This is a genomic window from Vibrio minamisatsumaniensis (assembly GCF_050337445.1).
Classification (GTDB): domain Bacteria; phylum Pseudomonadota; class Gammaproteobacteria; order Enterobacterales; family Vibrionaceae; genus Vibrio; species Vibrio artabrorum.
Genome location: NZ_JAKJSY010000011.1, coordinates 100730 through 122607 on the forward strand (window position 1 = coordinate 100730; position 21878 = coordinate 122607).

Sequence of the window (21878 nt, forward strand, 5' to 3'; positions counted from 1 at the left end):
CCTAAACTGTCATTTTTTCTTGGTTTGGAAAGCTAAATAACAAATCACGGTAGTATTCATATTGCTTTTGACGCAGTTCGATTTCACGCGGTAGACCGTCCTTTATGGAACTTGTTAAAGCATGAAATTTATCCAAAATAGCTACAATTCGCTCTTTTTCTTCTGGTGAAGGGTTAGGTATGCGTATGCTGTTTAGATTCTTTTTATTGAGCTTAGGTTGAGCAGCTCCAGAAATGTATGGAGTTAGGTCGATGCTATTTAAGTAGAACTCAACAAACCTGCGCTCTGCATAGGTTTTAAATTTAAGTACGTGCGCATGGTTGTTTACCCATGTTTTACCTGAGATGCTAAATGCAATTGGTGTATTTCTAGCCAGAAGGTTTGCCCCATCTTCTGAAATTAATAGGAGGTCTTCGTCAAAAATGTAATCTTTAACGTAATCAACGATGCCAGAGGCTCCGTAATATGGGATATCTCCGGGCTCTCTTAAACCACTAGTAATGGGTTTACGTTTTGAATCAAGATTTTTAGCTAGGTTACCTAAGCATTCCCAATCGACTTCGCCTTCTTCAAAGCTCAATAATTGATCACGATAGTAGTTGTATTGCTTTTTACGTGCACTAAGTTCGGTTATCAGCTCGGTTATCAGCTCTGCAAATGTATCCAAAATTCGTACAACTTCGGCTTGGATCTCTAGCGACTTTTCTGGCTCTTCTGGGCATGGGATTGGAACAAGTATTTTTGCTAAGTTGTCTTTTGAAACTCTACGAACTTTTGCCCCTGTAATGTACGGCTTTTTCTGTGATTGGAACTCTTCTGTTTGGAAAAAATAAGCTAAATACTTAACGTTTTGCTTATGCCTAAACAACATCATATCGCCAGAGATCGCTGCTTGCTCACCAAGCCAGGCGAGTGGTTTCACAACATCCTCATCATTTTCAGAAGTTGTTGCTAATAACAGATCATTCTTTTTCGCGATTTTTAGCTTGTTTGCCAGTTCGTCAGTCACAAAAGTAAAGGTCTTTTCAGCTGATAAGCCATATTTGGTATAAATTTGACCATAGTGGATAGCAGGGAAACCTGTTTCAACGAAGTCTTTTTTCTGCATCCCATTGCCACGTATTATTTCTCCTATTTGTCCTAGAGGAAGCCATTCAACTTCCACACCATCAAGAAGGTTTACCATATAGCTCAACATGCTCATGCCTTACTCTCCGCATCTTCAATCTTAGCTATAATGGTTTCGATATCAGTCCGTAATCTATCAATACGGGCAACTGTCGTAGCAATTTCATTGTTGAGCTGAGTGATTTCAATTTTTTCGCTAGTGTCTTTAGCTTCAACATAAGCATTTACTGAAAGGTTATAGTCATTATCTTTGCTAGATATGACTTCATAAGGAATTGACTGAGCTACGTTCTCGATATCCGCCTTGTTATCAAACATCGCCATAATCTGTTCAATATGTTGATCAGTCAGTAGATTATTGTTAGTGCCTTTCTTGAAAAAGTCTTCACCACTTGCATCTATAAACTGGATGTTCGTATCCGTCTTGCTTTTAGATAGGACCATGATGTTTACCGCAATGCTTGTACCAAAGAACAGATTGGGAGCAAGTGAAATTACAGTTTCTACGTAGTTGTTATCGACTAGGTACTGACGGATTTTCTTTTCTGCACCACCACGGTAGAAAATACCTGGGAAGCAAACAATCGCCGCACGACCTTTGCTTGATAGGTAGTTGAGCGCATGTAGTACAAAAGCAAAGTCAGCTTTGGATTTCGGAGCCAGTACACCAGCAGGTGCAAAGCGATCATCATTAATCAGTGTTGGATCATCGCTACCAATCCATTTAACTGAGTAAGGAGGATTAGAAACGATGGCATCAAAGGGCTTGTCATCAATAAAGTGCGGTTCGGTCAGCGTGTTGCCTAAATGCATATTGAACTTGTCGTAGTTGATGTTGTGCAAAAACATGTTCATACGCGCAAGGTTAAAAGTTGTGTGGTTGATTTCTTGACCGAAAAAACCTTCTTCGATGATATGGTTATCAAAGTGCTTTTTTGCTTGCAGTAGCAAAGAGCCTGAGCCCGCCGCTGGATCATAAATCTTATTAACATTGGTTTGTTTATGCATTGCTAACTGAGCGATAAGTTTAGATACATTTTGTGGGGTAAAGAACTCACCGCCCGATTTTCCTGCATTAGCAGCGTAGTTCGAGATCAAAAACTCGTAAGCATCACCAAATAGGTCGTTTTCATTTTCTTCAAATTGATGAATGTTGAGTCCTGCAACACCTTTGAGTACTGCTGCAAGACGACTGTTTTTGTCTTTTACGGTGTTACCTAAACGGTTGCTGGTGGTGTCAAAGTCAGCAAACAACCCTTTGATATCTTCTTCTGATGGATAACCGTGAGCGGAACTTTCAATTGCTTTGAAGATGTTCGCTAAGTCAGTATTTAAGTTATCATTCTTACTAGCTTTAGCTGCGACGTTCACGAACAGTTGGCTTGGGTAGATAAAGTACCCTTTAGTTTTTACAGCGTCATCGATGATCTCATCTGTGATGATATCGTCACCCAAGTTAGCGTAATTTACGCTATCGTCACCACCTTCAATATAGTTGGCAAAGTTTTCACTGATAAAGCGGTAAAAAAGAGTACCTAACACATACTGTTTAAAATCCCAGCCGTCTACCGAACCACGTACATCGTTAGCTATTTGCCAGATTTGGCGCTGTAGAGCCGCTCGTTGTTGGGCGCTTGTCATAGTGATTTTCCTGCTTAAATTTGTTCTGTATGGCAACTTGCCAATAATGGCTGGCATTATAACTAGCAATGCAAAACTAAGCTAACTCCTCGTTGTTATAGTGTAGAGCTTCTTTTAAGTCGCTATCATGGTTTGGTTTTAATGTCTAGTTCAATCTTTGTCGGTAACGTTGAGCTATTTTGTGTTTTGTCATCCTCATAGTATGCGTGTCATCCAATCTCGGATGTACTTTATGAGGATACTTTTATGACTATGAACACAGCACTCACCATTATCTCAAGCCAACAAACTTCACCACTCGCTGATTTTCAAGCTTTCATTGGGGCTTTAGAGCCTGCTGACAACACTGACTTCGAGTTGGGGCAAGAACTAAGTGGCGTGTTAATGGGTGCGAATGATGATTTGTACCTTCCTTTACACAATAAAAATAATGAACTTACGGGCGTTAAAGTTCTACGGGGTGAAAGTGCGCCGAGTGTTATAGGAACAGGAGTTTCAGAAGTTGGTTATTATCTTTTAGACGGTCAGCAAGCTAATGTGCTCTTGCTGACAGAGTGTGCTGAGCTTGCCACTTTACTTCATCGAGAAACAGATTATTCAGTTGTTCTTCTGGGAACATTTGACGATCTCGGTAACGTATCTAAGCAGGTTGCACCTTTTCAAAGTAATAATGTTTCACTTTATTGCTGGAGAGGTGAGTCAGATGCTCAGGAGCTTTTAGTTAGTCATGGGGTTCAAGGAGTAGATTGTACCGTCGATCAGGATATGACATCTCGAATCGGTGAAGCTGTGAAAAAAGCGAAGCTTCGTATACCGAAAGATTTTGCTTTAAAAGAGGACGGAGTGTATCAGCAATACCAAGGGAAAGACGGGGTATTGCATGAAACATGGCTTTGCTCTCCTTTGGTAGTTTCGGCATTAACGCGCGACGTAAATAACACGGGATGGGGGCGATACGTAGAGCTGCTTGATAGTGATGGTGTAACGCATCAATTCGCTATGCCTATGGAGCAGCTTACTAATACAAGCTTCATTAAATCACTAGTTCATAGAGGGCTAGTTTATGAATACGGTGCTGAAAAGCAGATTAATCGCTACTTATCACAAGCAAAGCCTATTCAACGCGCTCGTTCTGTTTCAAAAACGGGTTGGTATGACGATGTTTTCGTCTTTCCAGCGAAAGTCATTGGTGAAACGCATGAAAAAGTGGTTTACCAAAGTTCGACAAACCTTACTTATAGTTACGATCAACGTGGCACTCTGAGGGAGTGGCAAGACAACGTATCAGCTCTTTGTGTCGGTAACTCGCGTTTAACTTTTGGCGTATCAACCGCGTTCGCAACCATGTTGTTGAAGCTTGTTGATGGGGAATGCGGCGGCTTTCATTTCCGCAGTGGGAGTAGCCGAGGTAAGACAACCATCTTAACAATGGCGAAAAGTGTCTTTGGTAACCCTGAGTCGTTACCGCGTTGGCGTGCAACTGTAGATGGTTTGGAGGGATTAGCGGCGAGCCACAACCACACACTACTTTGTCTAGATGAATTCGGCCAATTAGCAGAGGTTAGCCCAAAGAGTGCCGGAGAAGCCATCTACATGCTTGGTAACGGTGAGGGTAAGCAACGCAGTAAGAGCAATGGGGCAATGATGGGCCGTTCGTCTTGGCAGTTGTTGTATTTATCAGCGGGTGAGGTATCACTGAAATCAGTGATGGAAGGAGCTGGTTTAAAAGTGAGGGGAGGTCAAGAAGTTCGTTTTATTGATTTGCCTGCGGATGCAGGAGCTAACCTAGGGGCATTTAATACAGTCCAAGACTATGCGGACGGTAACCAGTTTGCTCTAGCGATTAAAGAGGGTTCTTTAAAGTACTACGGAACCGCAGCAACCGCATTTTTAGAGTCAGTTGCAAATGACTACAGTAGCTGTAAGCAGAATATGCTAAGTAAAATGGCTGAGTTTATCGAAAGCTTGGAGTTAGCAGAATCTGACCCTCAGGTTCACCGAGTCGCTCAACGTTTTGCTCAAGTCGCGGCAGCGGGTGAGATTGCCACCGATTTTGGGGTAACGGGTTGGGAAGCTGGAGAGTCATTTAAAGCAGCTGCGGTATGTTTTGAAGCTTGGATTGAGTCTCGTGGTGGTCACGGCTCTCAGGAAGGGAAACAGATTCTAGAGCAAGTGAGCAATAAACTTCTATCGTGGGGGCTTCTGCGCTTGAATACGCCAGAGCAAGCAGCCGCTCGAAATGGGGAGGTATGGGGAATGCAAGATGACAACTTCTACTACATTTACCCGAAAGCCTTTAAAGACACGTTATGTGAGGGGTTGGATAGTAAATCGGCGGAAAATGTGCTTATCGAAACAGGGGTACTAGTACCAAGCAAATCACGAGCGACTAATCAGAAGAAAATTGATGGAAAGAATGTTCGAGTTTATAAGTTGGATAAGAAAATTTTGGAGTACGCAACCATTGAACCCCTAGCTAATGAGAATGTTGAACCTGAACAAGAGTAACTGTAATCTGGGCTGCCTTTAGGTGGCCCTTTTTTGGAGAAGTTGTGAATCAAGAACAATTAGATGATGAAGTGGTACGGCAGTTTACTATCTTAACTCAGCTAATAGAGCACCAAGGTGATGCTTTATCTGATGATTTTTGGCATGTCAGTCGTCAGAAGCTCTTAGATAGTCAACACAAGGATCATATTAGTAGACTGTATAAATCTCTTCTACAGCTTGGGTTGGATGCGAAAAAATGCCACCTGAAGCTTCCCGATACGCTTGCCTATTTTTTGATTGAACAGCTTGAGGTGTTGATTGTGGGGGAAGAAGAAGCAACATTGCTCAAGCAAGTTATGAAGCACGATACTGAACAGGATTCCATTTCAGAGAGTAGGAAATACACTGATATCATCATGCAGATAATTTGGGGTCACATGAAAGCTCAAATGGGAGAAACGCTGGAAGTCGAAGGAAGCTTGGATGCTTTTCTAAGTGGTAATGGGATGGCAAAGTATCGTATAGAGCCTGTCGATTATGGTTATTTACTTGGTTTGAAGAAGAAAAAGCTCACAGTTTCGGATGCAAAGATATTTTATGAGCTGTATTTGAATCAATCGTCGTCCAATGTAGGCAAGCTTTTTACGAAGTATAACCTGTCTGGTGCGATTAAAGGCTATAAAGCTTGATAGTAAGAGAAGTAACCAAGAAGCAATACGCATTATTTGGGGCGTGGTTACCTTGATAATTCAATAATTTCAGTTTGTTAGCCAATGTAGCCAGAGTAACCAGTGGACTTTGGCGTATGATTATGTTGGATATCAATCAATGTTTTGGTTATCGAAGGAGTGGTCGGTTACTTGGGGTATTTGAGTTACTCATGAATAGAACGCTTTATTATCAATGAATTAGCTATTAAAAGACAAGTAACCAACTATCTCAATAGCAGGTTACTTTGGTGACTTAAGAAGGAGTAACCTAATCAATAGGAAGATAACCATTAAAGTTACTCTAGTTTGTTAAAAGGTAACGTTTAGTATCTCGGTTTCCTTTTTATATAAACGTTACCTTTTTGCTTTCCTTAGACGCTGTATTCGGTTAGCTCTATCTGCACGCTTTCTGATTGCTCTGCTAACCATGATTCGTACAGTGGGGTCACAGCTCTTTTCGTCATTGATGCGAGTCCCTTTAACCCGTTCTCTATGGTCTCGGCAAAGTCGTTTAGGCGCTCCATGCTGCTTCGCCACTTGGCAAGCTTGGTACGTTCCCCACCAGTTAGAGGTTCATCACCGGATTGGCGACGACCGGCAGGGCGATTGGCAAATTCAGCAGCCACCTGTTCATCGGTCAGGTAACTCACTTTTTCTTCTAGTGCTTCACGTTCTCCCCATTCAGCGTCCACACGATCCAAAAAGTAATCAATGCTGGCCTTGTCTGGAAAGATGAGCGTACCAATTCGTTCTCCTTCTGGGCTACGTAGGAAGCAGCGAAAGGCATTCTGCATATGAACATTGTGTTCACGCCAGCGCGTTATTTCCGCTGTACTGATACCTAAGCACTCCATTAGTGCAGCCTCAATAGGAGAGGGCTTTAGGCTGTAGAGCATGACAACGGTATTAAAGCTCATTAGGTCATTACGACCATGGGTCATTGGATTACAATCATCTATCATGTAGCCAGCACCTCTAAGGTACTCCACAGCATCACCACTTTCACGGCTGGAGTTATTGAGCAGCCACAAAGAGTTGGATAGGTCGCATTCATCACTTATTGCCCTGGCAATGTTGTTGGACAGATCGGGTCTAGATTCAATCTTGTGTTTACTAAAGCTCTGTTCAGTAATGCCGATAATTCGCTCGATGCGATGCGAGATGCCTTCAGAATGTCGAGAAGGTAGCCTTTCTATGTTCATCTGCACGCCTTGTGTACGTTCTAATAGGAGCGCGAGAGTACTGTGTTCACAGTCATCGGATAGAAGGCGAATTGATTCAAAGGAGTCAAGCTTCGCGATATCAAACACTTCACACTTATGTACTTTCGGCTCTGCTGAGATTCGGAGTTGTCCACTGTCCATGTCCCCGTCCCAATAGGATATGGTTCGCTCACTTCCTTTTTCCACATATAGGAACTTAGTGTGATTCTCGTTTTGGAGTACTTGGTCGATGAGCGTCCAGTATAATTTTGTTTCCATATTGTGCTTATTGCTTTGGTCTCGACGAAACTGAACTCCTTCTCGACTTAGTTCCCTGAGCTTGATGATGTAATGGGTGGAATAGGTGCGGACGTCAACATGAAAGTAGTTTACGTAGGTACGGAGGTTATCTACGGTCATCTTTTGGTGGTGGATTCGATAAGCGTCTGGTACTTCATCGACTACGAGTTTGGCCTCTAGTCCTTCAAGGTCAAACTTGAGCATACTTAAGCCTTTGTGAGTGATAAAAACCACCCAGTTTTTATCTTCATTTTCATCTGCACGATATTCTTCAATTGCTCGATTGAGCTGTGCGCCAATCCCTTCCTCAGATTCGCTGTCATTGACCCTACGAATGGTTGGCAGCGTTAGAGATTCGGATTCACAGATTTCTCTAATCATAGTTATACGACTATCACGTTGTCCCATGGCTTGTTTGTTGTGCACGGCGTAGATGGTGAGTCCATAACTATTAACAACTCGGAGGCATTCATGGTAAGACTTACCTGTGCCTGGAGGCGCAGAAACGAGCGTCATGCTTCTTTGAGTGTTACCTAAAAGAGGCTCTCTATCTTGTTCAATTCGCTCCACTTCCCGTGTTAAGAAGCGTCTGGTGGCCTCTATGCCTACATCCTGTCTCATGTCGTCGATGTCTTTATGGTCAGGGCAGAAGAGTGTGTCGAGTCCTGATTGCTTAGCGCTGAGTCGACCAGCATCGTCATTGTCACCAATGAGGATGAGTTCTGGATTAGTCTCAGCGATGTGTTTGATGTTTCCTGCGTTTAACCCGATAGCCACTGGTCGCCCTAGTGCCATGTTGGCACTAATCGCATCGGCTAGCCCTTCAACTATAAACTCTGGTTCACCGCCGCCAACGATGGCGAATGCCCCTTTTAGCGCCCCTTCCTCCCTGATGATATTGAACTTATCTTGTGGTTTGCCATTAAGCTCAATCTTGAAAGGAGTAATGACTTGGTATGCGTTTTCGCTTAGTCGATAGATGAGAAGTTCCATGGGTTGGTTTCGTATGAATAGGTCAGTCGTGACAACGCGATACTCGATACGCACATCTTCTGGATTAAGCCCTTTGGCGAGCAGGTAAGGGTGAGGTTTCTTCTCTCCTTCAAAGTAGGCTTTTTCAATGCGCAGGAAGCGCTCTAAGGCTTTCTCTTGTCTAGCTTGTTGTCTGACTAGTCTTTCAGCTCGAATTGATTCTCGTCGCTCTGAGGCGGTTTCGTGGTCATAACCCTCAATCGCATCAAATCCCGACTCATAGTCAGAGAAGCGAAAGTGGCTCTGAATGTCATTCCCTTGAATATCGAAAGCGGTGCTGTGAAGGTTAAAACCGTCAGCGTGGCGATAGACACGAACCACGGGGCGATCGTCAGTGTCATGAAGTTGCTCGTGTTCACCTTCATTGAGTGACTGAACGATATCGAGAATTTCATCGGCTTGCTCAAGAATCCAAGCATCATCGACGGTTTCTTGCAGTGCTTCCAGTAGAGTGGTCATTAATCAGTTCCTTTGATTTAGTAGTAGCCATTCGGTCTAGAATGGCCAAGAGGTGTTTGGAATAAGAAAGGCCCAATCCGTGGGCCTCTTTTGCGATTTGTTCGGTGATATAAGCAGGGAGCTTAAGTGTCATCTCGTGCATTGACGTATTCCTGAAGTAACAGAGTAGCTATTCGTGCCATGGAGCAATGCGAGTACTCAGAAAGGACTAAGAGATGCTTTCGAGTGCGTTTGTTAGGTCTAAGGGTCATCTGGCGTACTTATTCTTGTTGATTGACTGAATGGTGCGTAGAGAGAGTGGCTTCTGGTTCATGAAGTCAACAATGTCTTGGAATGAGTAGCCGCTATGGTAAAGCTCTCGAATCATGCGGTCGCGTCGTAGTTTTGTCATGTAAGGTCTCCGTGTAAGTTAAGGATGCTGTTTTCCAGCGGGCTTACCTTTATTTTACGGAGTACGCAAGAATGACGCAGGGAGGAGAGGTTAAGTCGTTGTATTTATGGAGTTTAGTTGTGCAATTTGAGCGCAGTTTTAACATGCCGTTTATTGTGGAACTATGTCAGCGTTATTGAGCGTATGGTGAGATAGATAAAAAGCGCAGCGGTATGGTGAAGCCTTGTTGGGAGGGGGCTTTTAGATAAAAAATAGATAACAGTAAGTATAGGAAGATAACCATTAAAGTTACTCTAGTTTCTTAAAAAGGTAACGTTTAGTCTCACAGTTTCCTTCTTATATAAACGTTACCTTTTTGTTTGCCATCTAGGCCGAGTAACCCAAGGTTGGTGAGAGGTGCATCCTGATTGGACTTAGTGGTAGTCAACGTAACCAAGGTAACCGGAATGATTGGGAATGATGTTCATCTAACGCTGGATAAAAAATGGGGCTGTATGTCCCCATTTTTGATGTCATTATGTTTGGGCCTGAGGCAATAGGAATCGGCGCTGCTCCCTTTTTACCAAGCTGATTGGAACTCTTAACCTCTGGCTAATGATACCTTCAGGTATATTGCACTTAACGGCTTGTTCGATAAGAGTTCGTTGCTGTTCATCTAGCCGACACTTTGGGTTGTTGGGTCCACTAAAGTGATATTGAGCCACGCCTTGTCCTCGGGTCAAACTGTTTACCTCACTGAGTTTCAGACTATGAACATACAAAGGTTGTGCTTCCCCTAGGATATCCAGCAGGTTCAGGATTTGAAGTAAAGCGACTTTGACCTTATTCCCCGATAGGTCTTCTCCATGGATGTTTAGACGTGATACTGCGCTTGCGCCGCCATCAAGGAACGTTTGATGGATATAGGCTAGCGTGAGAGACCCCGTACCCATGCAAATGTCCGAGAAGTCTTCCAGTCTCGAACTTCCTCCTAACATCCTAGCCATGAGTAGACTGACTGATGGTGGTGTGCGGAAGAACGAAAGGTGACCTGAGCCGCCGCATTCTTCAATTACATGTCCCATGAAATCTTCCCCTGGTGCGGTTTCCCACGCCTCTCTCATCACATTCGATAAATCGGAACTGATTGTTTTAACGATTTCTTTCAGTGGTCTATGAGGCTTATAGAGTCCAGTTTGGTGGTAGCTCCAATCATCAATAAACTCATGGAAGAAGCGTCCGTGACCATAGTAGCGATCACCTTCGTGAATTAAGTTTACAGCGCGTTTAAGTAAATTCGTCATATGACTCTCCAGATATGAAAAAGGCTTCCCGAAGGAAGCCTTGAAGTTAAAGTAAGTCTGCTAATGGGCTGTATTGGTGGTAACAGAATTCAATACAGTCACCCTTATTGAGCCAAGTGACTCTCTGACCTTCTAGGAAGTCATGGTCGTAGTCCATAGTGTCGTCTAAAAACTCATCGAGGATATCGGGGCTCACCCAGACAAAGTTTTCAGCGAACCTCGCTAACTGCCTCAGGTCGTAACGACCATGCTGGTCAATGCGAAGGTTTTCAGCGTAACCTTCTAGTTCGATATAGCGATGCCTTGCTATCGTTGGTTTAGCCTGAATCCACTCTTGTTTAGGTGGCGCTCTGACGGGATTTTTATGAGGGGAGAAATTCGCCCCAGCAGGGACGACTTCGTCAATGATTTGGAAAAGGGACCAGATTTCTTGAAGCCAAGAAATCATCTTTTTGAGTAGGTTTCGAAACATGAATAACCTCGTAATAGTATTGAGTACTCATGTTTCTTATAACGATAATCGTTGGGTTTATTGGCTTGCAGTCATCGTTTGCTAAGAGGTTAAAAATTAGCTAAACCAGTCTTTTAGTTTATCTTTAGCCTTTGCTTTAACATTATCATCAATACATGCTGCGACAGCAATCAGGGCTGCACCAATCACGCCCATATCGTCGCTGTAACCTAAGATAGGTGTTAAGTCAGGGATAGCATCAATTGGTGAAATAAGGTAAGCCAGAGCCCCATAAATGATTGTTTTATGTTTTGCTGAGCATTGCTCTGACTCAAGTGCGTAGTAGAGTTGTAGCACTTTCTCCATTAACTCCTCACCAATGCTCTTTGCGTATTTCTTACATTTGTCCCAAAAGTTGGATTCGGAATAATCTTCGATTTGAATATGGTCGGACATTGTATTTCCTTTTAAATCATGGATAGGCTAAAAAGAAGCTTGAAAGCTTCTTTGAGTTTGCAATTAGGGAGTAGGGAACTATCTGGTCTGTCTATATTGGATAGCGCCATTCTTAAAGTTGTATTCGATGTACAACTCAACCTCGATAAAACCGTAATGAACATGAGGCTTGGTAAATAAAGTTTGACACTGAACAGAACCTCCGTACCCACTTGAAGCATTTTTGACCCATTTGTAATCAAGTCCCTTCTCGTTAGCTATGTATTTTGATACTTCTTCACAATGTTCTAAGCCTGTTTTGTCTGCTTGAGCGTTGAACGATAGTAGTATTAATACCGCTATGAATAGGTGTTTCATAGTTATTCTCCTAGAGTTGAATTATTGAGTTAAAGTTCGGAGGTGGATTGAGTTGACTTATATTTATGAGCAATTTATTCCTGATGATTGTCCTTGATGATGCGATAAACACTAGAGCGACTGATATTAAGTCGCTTAGCGATAGCTTGTTTACTGTGCCCTTGTTCTAAAAGTGTTAGGACTTGCTCTCGTTTTTCTTTTGCTGTCGCTCGTCTACCGTTGTAACGGCCTTTGGTTTTCGCAATGGCAATCCCTTCTGCTTGACGCTCTAGAAGTAGACTACGTTCAAATGCAGCCACAGCCCCAATCATGGTTAGCATTAATCGTCCCGTTGAAGATGTTGTATCAATGCCAAGGTTGAGTACTTGTAGTCCAACGTTTTGCTCATCAAGACTTTCGACGATTTCAAGCAAATGTCGGGTATTGCGCGCTAAGCGGCAGAGTTTGGTTACTTTTACGGTGTCCCCAGAGCGGATGGTAAGAAGTAATTCCTCCAGAGCAGGACGATTCTTATCTGCTCCTGAACGTTTCTCTTGGAAAATACGATCGCAATCAGAGAGAGCAGCAAGTTGTGCGTCTAAGTTTTGCCCTGTTGTGCTGACACGGGCATAGCCATAAACAGCCATAAGACCTCCGACTAATTATTCATGTGTCAAAAGGTGTAATTTCTGACACAGTGGGTAAAATCCGTGAACTGGATGTGAGAGTGGTGGTATTTGTAGTGAAGTAAGGTGTGTCAATAGGGTACAAGCTATTGATACTTGATAACTATTGAATTGGAATGCGTGTTGATTCGTTTTCAGGTGCTCCTGTGTTAGTGGATATCACCTGACTTATAACAATGAAGGGTTTGATTGTTGAGGTATTGACGAACTGGGTAGATTTAGTCGTTTTCAGAGTGGTGTTTGTACTTGAAAATGGTAAATATAATTTTATGTACGGAAGGGTCTAAAATGTCTCGCAATTTGGGATACCAAACATAGTGATAGTCATTACTCTTCCTTTGGGTATTTTATTTCATTGTTATGACTTGAATCCTATCAGGAAGCGGCAACTCAGACAAAATAGAGTGAGTAATATTTCATAGAGTAAAAAAAAACCGCAACAAAGTGTCACTATTAGAGAGTTATTGATCAACCTCAACATGTTGTCAGCGAAAAAGGAAATAATTGAACAGCACATATATAGGAGGTGTCAATGGAGTTGAGTCCTGTTTTTGCAAGGCGGCTATATTTAGCATTGTTAGTGGAAAGCCTTGAACGGCCAAATGTGCCAAAACTCATCGAAAAAACGGGGTGGCCTCGTCGTACGATTCAAGATGTACTCAAGGCGTTACCGGGGATCGGTATCGAACTTATGTTTGTTCAAGATGGGCGACGTCATAATGATGGTTATTACCAGTTATCCGATTGGGGGCCATTTGATAGTCAGTGGGTACTAGAACGTAAAGGCGATATAGCGACAAGCCTTGGATTTAGTGCATAAGCCAGCGAAAGCTGGCTTTCTTTTTATCGGTCGTAAGATGTTGGGCTATTCAAGGACAACGATAAGCGGTGCCAATCATAGTCACAGAGGTGGCGAAATCTTGAGGAGAGGTGAACAAAACTTTGTTTGCATTAAGCTCAATAGCTTGCGCTTTTAGTTCATTCATAGCACCTTGAACCAGCACGTCGTTAGGGAAGAATAGGTAGCTGTACCAGTGTCCTTCGCTGCCCGTGACTTCTCCTCGATATTCACATTGAGTCAGATCAGTGACGCCATGATAATCCATTTGTACTTGGCCAGCTTGACTATGAGAGGGATAGGTCGGAGCCGTACACCCGAGTAGCAGGCTCGTCATAACTAAAGTGATGAATTCCTTTTTCATACTTTGATCCTGCTATTTGATCAAATAAATCGCAAAGCTCGCCCAACTCGCGATCAAAAGTAACCACGGCAGTTTATTCACGTGACTTGATGATGACTCAACCTGTGGGGCGACATCGTCTTTTAGGGCTGGAGTGATGGGCTGAGTCCGTTTCTCTTTTTGTTCGCGCTTCTTCGCTTTGTCTGCTTGGCGACTGCGTTCTTTTTGCTGTTTTTTGTAGAGTGCAATGCCTTTTTCGATCCCTTGAGCAATCAATTTAGTCTGCTCTTTGGTTTGAGCTGGCTTTTGAGTCGCTTTGGCTATCTTAAGTGCTTCTTGTTGAGATTCAACAGACGGTGTATTAGTTTTCTTTTTCATACTGAGTTCGATAATTAAAACGGATTAGCGAATAAGATAACGCAAACCTAGTTAAGTATGAATGATTTGCGTTAAAGTGTTGCTTTGAATCAAAATGAAAGTGAGATTTGTGCGCTACTCCATAGAACAATACGATAAGCACGGTTTTTTAAAAGCCCCAATCCTATTATGGCTAGGTTGGTTATTTTTGGCGAAGGCTTTGGTCGTTTTCGTTGTCGCAGGTGCCAGTCGAGCGTCGGGAACTGATATCCTTGAGATCATCTACCCAGATCACCAAATGTTTTATATCGGGATTGCTTTGAGTATCCCTAGTGTGTTGCTGATGTGGCTATTTGGACTGCGAACGCCAGAGAGAAAACGTCTCAACAAAGTTGTGTCGTGGGGGGGCTGGGTCACTATAATGACTATCCTGACACAAGGTTCCCATACGATTTATTTAATCTATTTGGATAACGGATGGTTCCGTTGGTCCAATGGCATCACTTTATTGCTGCTTTTATGGTTCGTACTTTACCTTACCAACAGCCGTGCCGCTAGGGATTGCTTTAAAGTGGTTGAGCTCGAAGACTGATTCTCATCAAAACATTTATTCCATCCCCAATTATACTTAGAAGCTAAAAATGAAAGGATTAATCTATGCTTAACATCCCAAATGAGCAGCCTAAAATTCAAAGCGCTATCTTGCCAGAATGTGGGCCTTTCGCTCTTTATGTTCAATTGAAAGTTAACGCTAACGCTGCCAATGTATTAGCAGAAATTCAAAAGCTTCCGATTCTCGTTGACGAGTTAAATCAAACTCAACCAGATGCGAACTTAACAGCATCGGTTGCGTTCTCAAAAGCTTTTTGGGCTCAGTTCGAGCAAGCAGCGCCCGCGGATTTGATTGACTTCCCAGCACTTGGTGACGGTGATATCACTGCACCGAGTACTTTGTCTGATGTTCTGATCCACTGCCATTCAAACCGACATGATCTGCACTTTTTTATCCTACGTAAATTACTCTCTGACATCGCGGCTGATGTTGAAGTCGTTGATGAAACTTATGGTTACCGCTTCTTAGATTCTCGTGACATGACAGACTTTGTTGATGGCACTGAAAACCCGAAAGACGCACAACGTGCTGAAGTCGCTATTGTGCCTGAGGGTGAATTCGCTGGTGGTAGTTATGTGATGGTGCAGCGTTTTGTGCACAACCTGCCGGCTTGGAATCGTTTGAATGTATCGGCACAAGAGAAAGTGATTGGTCGAACTAAACCTGATTCAATTGAGTTAGATGATGTTCCTGCAGCGTCTCACGTTGGCCGGGTGGATATCAAAGAACAAGGCAAGGGGCTTAAGATTGTTCGCCACAGCCTACCTTACGGTACGGCTACGGGCGATCACGGCTTATTGTTTATTGCTTACTGTAACGTTCGTCATAACTTCGATGCGATGTTAGAGAGCATGTACGGCGCAACAGATGGCAAAACAGACCAACTGCTTCGCTTTACCAAAGCAGTGACTGGCGCTTACTACTTTGCACCTTCAACTGACATGTTGAGTGCATTAACGATTAAGTAAATTATCTTAAAGACAGTTAACCAAAGGAGCCTCGGGGCTCCTTTTTTATTAAAGCTTTATATGAACAAGTCGATATAAGAGTAATCGTGAGTGTTACTCATCTGCTTGGAAGTGAAGGTCTATGGCTATAACTGTTAATACGAATGTCTCGGCGTTAGTGGCTCAGAGAAATCTCTCTCACGCGAATAACATGCTGACTCAATCTTTGGAGCGTCTAGCTTCAGGGAGCCGTATTAATAGTGCAAAAGACGACGCTGCCGGGTTACAGATCTCAAATCGATTAGAAACACAGATGAGCGGCATTGATGTTGCCGTTCGAAACGCCAACGATGGTATCTCCATTATGCAGACCGCAGAAGGGGCGATGAATGAAAGTACGAATATCATGCAGCGCATGCGAGATTTGTCTCTACAAGCGAGTAATGGTTCGAATAGTTCATCAGAACGAATCGCCATTCAAGAAGAGGTGACTGCCTTAAATGACGAACTGAATCGCATTGCAGAAACCACCTCATTCGGTGGTAAAAAGCTACTCAACGGCAGTTTTGGCCACACCTCGTTTCAAATCGGTGGCAGTTCCGGCGAAGCGGTGCAGATTGGTTTGAAAAGCATGCGTACTGATGGCATCAACATGGGCGGTTTTAGCTATGTCGCCAATGGCATGGCCAGTGACTCATGGGAAGTGAAGCCAAATCAGAGTGATATGACGATGTCGTTTACTGACCGTTTTGGTCAGTCACAAGAGATCACCATTAACGCCAAAGTGGGGGATGATATCGAGGCGTTGGCGACCTATATTAATGGTCAAACGGATCTCGTCTCGGCTTCAGTTAACGATAAAGGTCAGCTTCAGGTTTATATGGCTGGCAAAGAGGCCGCGGGAACGATCGCTTTCTCAGGCGCGTTAGCTGACGAGTTATCCATGTCGGTTGGTTATTACGAGTCAGTGGACGACATCAATGTGACTGATGTGGGAGGGGCTCAGCGTGCAGTTTCCATTCTGGATACAGCGATGAAGTATATTGATGGTCATCGCTCTGAGCTAGGCGCAATGCAAAACCGTTTTGATCATGCCATTAATAATCTCGAAAGCGTCCATGAAAACTTGGCGACATCAAACAGTCGAATTAAAGATACTGATTACGCTAAAGAAACCACTCAAATGCTTAAACAACAAATACTGCAGCAAGTGAGTACCACCATTTTGGCTCAAGCAAAGCAAGCCCCAAACCTGGCTTTAACGTTATTGGGTTAATTAACCGCCCCTAATGAATGACAATCTTTGATTGCCAAATGAACTTCTGGCTAATTTAAGCCCCCCTGCAGGCTCGTCGACAACTTTAGTGTTTATCTCATCTTTTTCTGAGAACTTTACCTCCAATCACGCTTTTTTCTCCTTTAACGATATTTCGTTCATTTTGTTGTTTTTTTCCTAAAGGTTTTCGCTTTCGCGCCGTTATTAAAAGTAACTTTGAGAGAACTACTTGGTTTTCCGAGACGTCGGAAACCGTTATACCGGAAAATCAATTGGAGAAATCACCATGGCAGTGAATGTAAATACCAACGTTTCAGCGATGACAGCGCAACGTTACCTAAACAGCGCAAACAACGCACAACAAACATCAATGGAACGCTTATCTTCAGGTTCTAAAATCAACAGCGCGAAAGATGACGCTGCGGGTCTACAAATCTCTAACCGTTTGAATGTTCAGAGCCGCGGTCTTGATGTTGCGGTACGTAACGCRAATGATGGTATCTCTATTGCACAAACCGCGGAAGGTGCAATGAACGAGACAACCAACATCCTGCAACGCATGCGTGATTTGTCTCTACAATCTTCAAATGGCTCGAACTCAAAATCTGAGCGTGTTGCGATTCAAGAAGAAGTCACAGCACTGAACGACGAACTTAACCGTATCGCAGAAACGACGTCTTTCGGCGGTAACAAGCTACTTAACGGTACTGCCGGTACTCGCTCATTCCAAATCGGCGCAGATAGCGGTGAAGCGGTTATGCTTGAACTRAAAGGCATGCGTTCTGATAACGCACAAATGGGTGGTAAGAGCTACCAAACTGAGAACGMGAAAGACAAAAACTGGAACGTTCAAGCTGGCTCTAACGATCTGAAAATGTCTTTCACTGATAACTTTGGTCAAGCACAAGAAATCGATATCAACGCAAAAGCGGGTGACGATATTGAAGAGCTTGCGACGTACATCAACGGTCAACAAGACTCAATCAAAGCGTCTGTCACTGAAGATGGCAAGTTACAATTGTTTGGCGGCAGYAAYAAAGTGACTGGCGATGTCTCTTTCTCTGGCGGTCTAGCGGGTGAGCTAGGCATGCAACCGGGCAAAGATGTCACCGTTGATTCGATTGACGTAACGACGGTTGGCGGCGCACAAGAGTCTGTAGCGATTATTGATACGGCCCTGAAATATGTAGATAGTACCCGTGCTGAACTGGGTGCTTTCCAAAACCGTTTCGAGCACGCTATCAGTAATTTAGATAACATTAACGAGAACGTTAACGCATCTAAGAGCCGCATTAAAGATACCGATTTCGCGAAAGAAACGACTCAGATGACGAAGTCTCAGATCCTTTCTCAAGCTTCAAGTTCGATTCTTGCTCAAGCGAAACAAGCACCGAGCGCAGCCCTTAGCCTACTCGGTTAATCGATTGAAAAGCCGCGTTGACTATAAGCGTTGTTGATCACAAGCGTTAACGCTAGGCTTCCACAAATTAGCTCGTGGTGAGAGATGAGCGCTAAACAGACCCAGCTTCGGCTGGGTTTTTTATTGCCCGCTATTTGGCGGGGGTGTATTTAGAAAAGTGCAATGTTGGTAAGCATAAGCATAAGCATAAGCATAAGCATCCGCAAAAGCGAGATTCCCTATCACGTTCGTTCCTCACTGTAGGGAATGGCGGGTTAATCATAAGTAGGTAAGTGTAGATGCCGTCATTCCAGAAGCGAGTAGAACGAGGTATCAGGAACCTGCTTTATGAGATATCAAAGTCCCGGATCTTGTCGAAAGTAACACTGTGTGGTTAACGTGTGGGAGCTGCGCCTAGGATCGCGTTTAACGTGGTTTAATAACAACGTAGGGTTATGTTAGTAATTAATAATTGGGTATTACTGTGGCTTATTGAGGGATTATTTACAGCAAGGTAAGGAGTAGTAATCAGAACGGTTGTTTAAGGAACTCGAGCAATATAGCAGGCACAAAAAAACGCCACCCTCAGGTAGCGTTTTAAATAAAGCCGTTAAGTAATCGAGATTACTTAGTGACTTTAAGAACTGGAGTTTCGCCAACAGTTACAGAACCAGAAAGCTTGTTCAGCTCCTTGATTTCGTCCATGTTAGAGATAACAACTGGAGTCAGCGTTGATTTCGCTTTCTCTTCTAGAAGTGCTAGATCGAAAGTGATGATAGTGTCACCAGCTTTAACTGATTGGCCTTCTTCAGCTACACGAGTGAAGCCTTCGCCTTTTAGTTCAACAGTATCGATACCGAAGTGAACGAAAAGCTCAACACCGTCGTCAGACTCGATAGAGAATGCGTGGTTAGTTTCGAAAATCTTACCGATAGTACCGTTAACTGGAGCTACCATTTTGTCACCAGCTGGTTTGATCGCGATGCCGTCACCAACGATTTTTTCAGCGAAAACCACATCTGGCACATCTTCGATATTTACGATTTCACCAGAAAGAGGTGCGATGATTTCGATTGCACCTGCATCAGCGCTGTCATCAGATACAAGCTTTTTCAGTTTGTCAAACAGACCCATTGTGTCATGCTCCTAACGTTTAGTTTTATTCTGTAGAATATACTATACCAATCTAATCAATTAGACGACTATTTTTAGCCGTCTAACTTTATTCAGTATTTGGCGATTACTGAGTTTTCTCAGCGATGAACTTTTCTACGCAAGCTTCAATTTCTGCCGCTGTAGGCAGAGATAGTGCTTCGTCAGCCATAGCTTTAACTTCAGCGAAGTTAGAGTTACGGATTACTTTCTTAACTTTAGGGATAGAGATACCACTCATAGAGAACTCATCTAGACCCATACCAAGAAGAAGTAGCGTTGCACGTTCATCACCAGCAAGCTCACCACACATACCCGTCCACTTACCTTCAGCATGTGACGCGTCGATCACTTGCTTGATGACTGTAAGCACAGCAGGAGATAGCGGGTTGTATAGGTGAGAAATCATTTCGTTACCACGGTCTACCGCAAGAGTGTATTGCGTTAGGTCGTTAGTACCGATAGAGAAGAAAGAGACTTCTTTCGCTAGGTGGTGTGCGATTGCAGCAGCTGCTGGAGTCTCAACCATTACGCCGATTTCGATTTCTTCATCGAAAGCTAGGCCTTCAGCGCGAAGTTCAACTTTGTACTCTTCGATTGCTTTTTTCAGTTCACGGATCTCTTCAACAGAAATGATCATTGGGAACATGATACGTAGTTTACCGTGTGCAGATGCACGTAGGATGCCACGCAGTTGGTCACGTAGGATTTCACGACGATCCAAGCTGATACGTACTGCACGCCAGCCTAGGAAAGGGTTCATCTCTTGTGGAAGGTCCATGTATGGTAGGTCTTTATCGCCACCGATATCCATAGTACGGATAATCACTGACTCGCCTTCCATTGCTTCGGCTACTTCTTTGTAAGCAACGTATTGCTCTTCTTCAGTAGGAAGCGCATCACGGTCCATAAATAGGAATTCAGTACGGTACAGACCAACGCCTTCACCGCCGTTACGCAGAATACCGTCACAGTCTTTTACTGTACCGATGTTGCCGCAAACTTCGACACGGTGACCGTCTAGAGTTTCAGCGTGTAAATCTTTTAGTTTTGTTAGCTCAGCCGCTTCTGCTTCGAAATCTGCTTTGATTTTCTTAGCTTCTGCTAATTCAGCATCAGAAGGGTTGATGATGATCTTGTTGTTCATCGCATCTAGCACAAGCATGTCGCCATTCTTAACTTGCTTAGTAATATCGTTAGTACCAACGATAGCTGGAAGCTCAAGAGAACGTGCCATGATTGAAGTGTGAGAGGTACGACCGCCGATGTCACAAGCGAAACCAAGAACGTAATCTAGGTTGATTTGTGCCGTTTCAGATGGCGTTAGATCGTAAGCAACTAGGATTACTTCTTCATCGATATCTGCTAGAGAGACAATGTTGATGCCTAGTGCATTTTTAACGAAGCGAGAACCGATATCACGGATATCCGTTGCGCGTTCTTTTAGGTACTCATCATCAAGAGACTCTAGTGCAACCGCTTGCTCTTCGATCACTGTGTGAATCGCGTTGTCTGCGGACATTTTGTCTTTCTTGATGAGTGCTAAAATCTCTTCTTCTAGCTCTTCATCTTCAAGCAGCATGATGTGGCCTTCAAAGATTGCTTCTTTTTCTTCGCCAAAAGTTTCAAGTGCTTTTTGCTTTACAACTTCAAGTTGTTGAGAAGATTTGTTACGAGCGTCAAAAAAACGCTGAACTTCTGATTCAACTTGATCGTCTGAGATAGATTGAGTGTTTAGGACTATTTCATCTTCTTGAAGTAGTAGTGCTTTACCGAAAGCAATACCAGGAGATGCTAGGATGCCTGAAATCATAGCCTTACCTTAGTTGTTCAACTGTAAACGGGAGAATGTGTGACTTTAAGTCGTCGACTAAATGTCGCGCTTATTACTATCTATTTCGAACAAAGCCACTTTGCTTAGCAAAATGGCTTTGAAAGAAGGAGACCGTATTAGTGTAGTTGATCCATAAGAGCAACTAGGTGGTCTACCGCTTGCTGAGCTTGAGGGCCTTCAGCTGAAATAGTAACGTTAGTACCTTTTACAAGGCCTAAAGTTTGTAGTTTGAACAGGCTTTTTGCGCTTGCGCTTTTGCCGTTAGAAGTCACTGTAATGTCAGCGTCGAAAGATTTTGCTTCTTTAACGAACTGTGCAGCTGGACGAGTGTGAAGGCCGTTTTCTGCTGTGATTTCTACTTGCTTCTCGTACATTTTATATACCCCAATTAATTTGTTTTTGTAAGTTTGTAACCAGATTAGCTTAACTGCTTTAGCTCAATTGCGCTAGAGGCTAGTACACTACGTTCGTGTTAGAACTTAGACTGGTTATAAATTTTTATCCAGCCATGGTCATCTTTATGCTGAGTACTCATGACTTTCTGAATTTGTTTA

General features: G+C 43.3%; 21 protein-coding genes. 7 read left to right on the forward strand and 14 right to left on the reverse strand.

Features of this window, described 5'->3' with window-relative positions; genetic code table 11:
- Position 1 precedes the first annotated feature (1 nt).
- Both L4B77_RS02700 and L4B77_RS02705 read right to left on the reverse strand, forming a co-directional pair.
- The gene (locus L4B77_RS02700) at positions 2–1165 is read right to left on the reverse strand and encodes a restriction endonuclease subunit S (RefSeq protein WP_429748312.1); all 1164 of its coding nucleotides are present in this window, start codon (positions 1163–1165) and stop codon (positions 2–4) included.
- A gap of 35 nt (positions 1166–1200) precedes the next feature.
- Positions 1201–2769: a type I restriction-modification system subunit M gene (locus tag L4B77_RS02705; protein ID WP_429748313.1), complete on the reverse strand. Its 1569-nt coding sequence runs from the start codon at positions 2767–2769 to the stop codon at positions 1201–1203.
- A 246-nt stretch (positions 2770–3015) separates the two neighbouring features.
- Between L4B77_RS02705 and L4B77_RS02710 the strand changes: the two genes are divergently transcribed.
- Positions 3016–5277 (forward strand): DUF927 domain-containing protein, encoded by a 2262-nt coding sequence (locus L4B77_RS02710; protein ID WP_429748314.1) that lies wholly within the window; start codon positions 3016–3018, stop codon positions 5275–5277.
- A 44-nt stretch (positions 5278–5321) separates the two neighbouring features.
- On the forward strand, positions 5322–5948 hold the full coding sequence (locus L4B77_RS02715; protein ID WP_429748315.1) for a hypothetical protein: 627 nt from the start codon (positions 5322–5324) through the stop codon (positions 5946–5948).
- A gap of 392 nt (positions 5949–6340) precedes the next feature.
- Here the strand turns inward: L4B77_RS02715 and L4B77_RS02720 are convergent, their stop codons facing one another.
- From L4B77_RS02720 to L4B77_RS02750, 7 genes are all read right to left on the reverse strand, one after another.
- Positions 6341–8962, reverse strand: a complete 2622-nt coding sequence (locus L4B77_RS02720) for a primase/helicase family protein (protein ID WP_429748316.1) — start codon at positions 8960–8962, stop codon at positions 6341–6343.
- Between the two features lie 247 nt (positions 8963–9209).
- Positions 9210–9353 (reverse strand): hypothetical protein, encoded by a 144-nt coding sequence (locus L4B77_RS02725; protein WP_429748317.1) that lies wholly within the window; start codon positions 9351–9353, stop codon positions 9210–9212.
- Between the two features lie 515 nt (positions 9354–9868).
- The gene (locus tag L4B77_RS02730; RefSeq protein WP_429748318.1) at positions 9869–10636 is read right to left on the reverse strand and encodes a DNA methyltransferase family protein; all 768 of its coding nucleotides are present in this window, start codon (positions 10634–10636) and stop codon (positions 9869–9871) included.
- Positions 10637–10682: 46 nt separating this feature from the next.
- A complete protein-coding gene (locus L4B77_RS02735; RefSeq protein ID WP_429748319.1) occupies positions 10683–11108 on the reverse strand; it encodes a hypothetical protein in 426 nt (141 codons plus the stop codon).
- A gap of 96 nt (positions 11109–11204) precedes the next feature.
- Positions 11205–11543, reverse strand: coding sequence for a YkvA family protein (locus L4B77_RS02740; RefSeq protein WP_429748320.1), 339 nt, complete (start codon positions 11541–11543; stop codon positions 11205–11207).
- A 78-nt stretch (positions 11544–11621) separates the two neighbouring features.
- Positions 11622–11900, reverse strand: coding sequence for a hypothetical protein (locus L4B77_RS02745; protein ID WP_429748321.1), 279 nt, complete (start codon positions 11898–11900; stop codon positions 11622–11624).
- Positions 11901–11974: 74 nt separating this feature from the next.
- A complete protein-coding gene (locus L4B77_RS02750) occupies positions 11975–12526 on the reverse strand; it encodes a recombinase family protein (protein WP_429748322.1) in 552 nt (183 codons plus the stop codon).
- 571 nt (positions 12527–13097) lie between these two features.
- On the opposite strand from L4B77_RS02750, the gene L4B77_RS02755 reads away from it, so the two are divergent.
- On the forward strand, positions 13098–13385 hold the full coding sequence (locus tag L4B77_RS02755) for a winged helix-turn-helix domain-containing protein (protein ID WP_261837838.1): 288 nt from the start codon (positions 13098–13100) through the stop codon (positions 13383–13385).
- A gap of 49 nt (positions 13386–13434) precedes the next feature.
- On the opposite strand, the gene L4B77_RS02760 is transcribed toward L4B77_RS02755, so the two are convergent.
- On the reverse strand, positions 13435–13767 hold the full coding sequence (locus L4B77_RS02760) for a DUF4156 domain-containing protein (protein WP_372040239.1): 333 nt from the start codon (positions 13765–13767) through the stop codon (positions 13435–13437).
- Positions 13768–13779: 12 nt separating this feature from the next.
- Positions 13780–14124 (reverse strand): DUF2956 domain-containing protein, encoded by a 345-nt coding sequence (locus tag L4B77_RS02765; protein WP_429748323.1) that lies wholly within the window; start codon positions 14122–14124, stop codon positions 13780–13782.
- Between the two features lie 94 nt (positions 14125–14218).
- Here L4B77_RS02765 and L4B77_RS02770 point away from each other — a divergent pair, with 94 nt between their 5' ends.
- From L4B77_RS02770 to L4B77_RS02785, 4 genes are all read left to right on the forward strand, one after another.
- Positions 14219–14695 (forward strand): DUF2919 domain-containing protein, encoded by a 477-nt coding sequence (locus tag L4B77_RS02770; RefSeq protein WP_261837835.1) that lies wholly within the window; start codon positions 14219–14221, stop codon positions 14693–14695.
- 65 nt (positions 14696–14760) lie between these two features.
- Positions 14761–15684, forward strand: coding sequence for a Dyp-type peroxidase (locus L4B77_RS02775; RefSeq protein WP_261837834.1), 924 nt, complete (start codon positions 14761–14763; stop codon positions 15682–15684).
- Between the two features lie 121 nt (positions 15685–15805).
- A complete protein-coding gene (locus L4B77_RS02780; RefSeq protein WP_429748324.1) occupies positions 15806–16939 on the forward strand; it encodes a flagellin in 1134 nt (377 codons plus the stop codon).
- Positions 16940–17225: 286 nt separating this feature from the next.
- Positions 17226–18359 carry a flagellin gene (locus L4B77_RS02785; RefSeq protein WP_429748325.1) on the forward strand — a complete coding sequence of 378 codons (1134 nt, stop codon included), beginning with the start codon at positions 17226–17228 and terminating at the stop codon, positions 18357–18359.
- Between the two features lie 603 nt (positions 18360–18962).
- Here L4B77_RS02785 and crr read toward each other — a convergent pair.
- From crr to L4B77_RS02800, 3 genes are all read right to left on the reverse strand, one after another.
- The gene (gene crr / locus L4B77_RS02790; RefSeq protein WP_004737851.1) at positions 18963–19472 is read right to left on the reverse strand and encodes a PTS glucose transporter subunit IIA; all 510 of its coding nucleotides are present in this window, start codon (positions 19470–19472) and stop codon (positions 18963–18965) included.
- A 106-nt stretch (positions 19473–19578) separates the two neighbouring features.
- The gene (gene ptsI / locus L4B77_RS02795; RefSeq protein ID WP_429748326.1) at positions 19579–21303 is read right to left on the reverse strand and encodes a phosphoenolpyruvate-protein phosphotransferase PtsI; all 1725 of its coding nucleotides are present in this window, start codon (positions 21301–21303) and stop codon (positions 19579–19581) included.
- A 137-nt stretch (positions 21304–21440) separates the two neighbouring features.
- Positions 21441–21698: an HPr family phosphocarrier protein gene (locus L4B77_RS02800; RefSeq protein WP_004734263.1), complete on the reverse strand. Its 258-nt coding sequence runs from the start codon at positions 21696–21698 to the stop codon at positions 21441–21443.
- Between the last annotated feature and the right edge of the window lie 180 nt (positions 21699–21878).